Here is a 265-nt window from a genome sequence, read left to right on the forward strand (position 1 = left end):
TTTTTTATGGATTAGCTCAGCAGTATCGGAGCCAATGTATTCCACATGAACTGGCGGATGAAGAAGATTGCCAGCAGCAGCACGATCGGCGAAATATCAATACCACCTAAATCCGGCAGGATTTTACGGATCGGACGCAGAGCCGGCTCTGTCACTTTATAAAGAAATTCACCGATAGAGGCGACAAAGCGATTGCGGGAATTGACCACGTTAAAAGCATACAGCCAGGAAAACACCGCACTGGCAATGATGATCCAGGTGTAAA

1 protein-coding gene is annotated in these 265 nt (G+C 46.8%); it reads right to left on the reverse strand.

Features of this window, described 5'->3' with window-relative positions; genetic code table 11:
• Positions 1-11 precede the first annotated feature (11 nt).
• On the reverse strand, positions 12-265 hold a 254-nt coding region (locus HBA93_RS21585), incomplete at its 5' end, for a YggT family protein (RefSeq protein ID WP_221724615.1).

Origin of the sequence: Ochrobactrum sp. SFR4, assembly GCF_019730395.1 — a bacterium.
In the GTDB taxonomy this organism is placed as follows: domain Bacteria; phylum Pseudomonadota; class Alphaproteobacteria; order Rhizobiales; family Rhizobiaceae; genus Pseudochrobactrum.